Source organism: Vibrio sp. YT-19(2023) (assembly GCF_033337395.1).
Window position 1 is genome coordinate 1 of the sequence record NZ_JAWOQN010001107.1, and the last position, 525, is coordinate 525.

The following is a 525-nucleotide window of genomic DNA, read 5'->3' on the forward strand; positions in this document are numbered from 1 at the left end:
CATGGTTGCGGCAGACGCAATCAACCAAATGAAACTGCTTCGCATCGACGAAGAAACCACAGCGAACATCGGCATGGTCAACGGTGGTCAGGCAACCAACATTCTGATGCCAGAGCTTAAAATCGTTGCTGAAGCTCGCTCTCTAAATGGAGAGAAGCTAGAAGCCCAAGTCAACCACATGATTTCAACATTTGAGTCGGTATGTGAAAAACATGGCGCAGAAGTCGAAATCGAATCTAGCCGCGCGTACGACGCCTTTGTTATCGAAGAAGACAACACGCACGTAACCGCAATCAAAGCGGCGTTTGCAGATATGGGTATCGAAGCGTTCACGAAAGGCACTGGCGGCGGCAGCGATGCGAACAACTTCAACAAGAAAGGTCTGACAACCGTGAATCTATCTACGGGTATGGCTAAAGTGCACACCACGGAAGAGTTCATCGCCGTTGACGATATGGTAAAAATATCTGAGTTCGTTAAGCATTTTTTGGTGAAGTAGTCTCACTCAAATATTTAGATTAACTT

1 protein-coding gene is annotated in these 525 nt (G+C 46.7%); it reads left to right on the forward strand.

Annotation, left to right across the window (positions count from 1 at the left end):
• Positions 1-499, forward strand: a 499-nt coding sequence (locus tag R7E78_RS30300; protein WP_318059167.1) for a M20/M25/M40 family metallo-hydrolase, incomplete at its 5' end; no start/stop codon positions are given.
• Positions 500-525 lie beyond the last annotated feature (26 nt).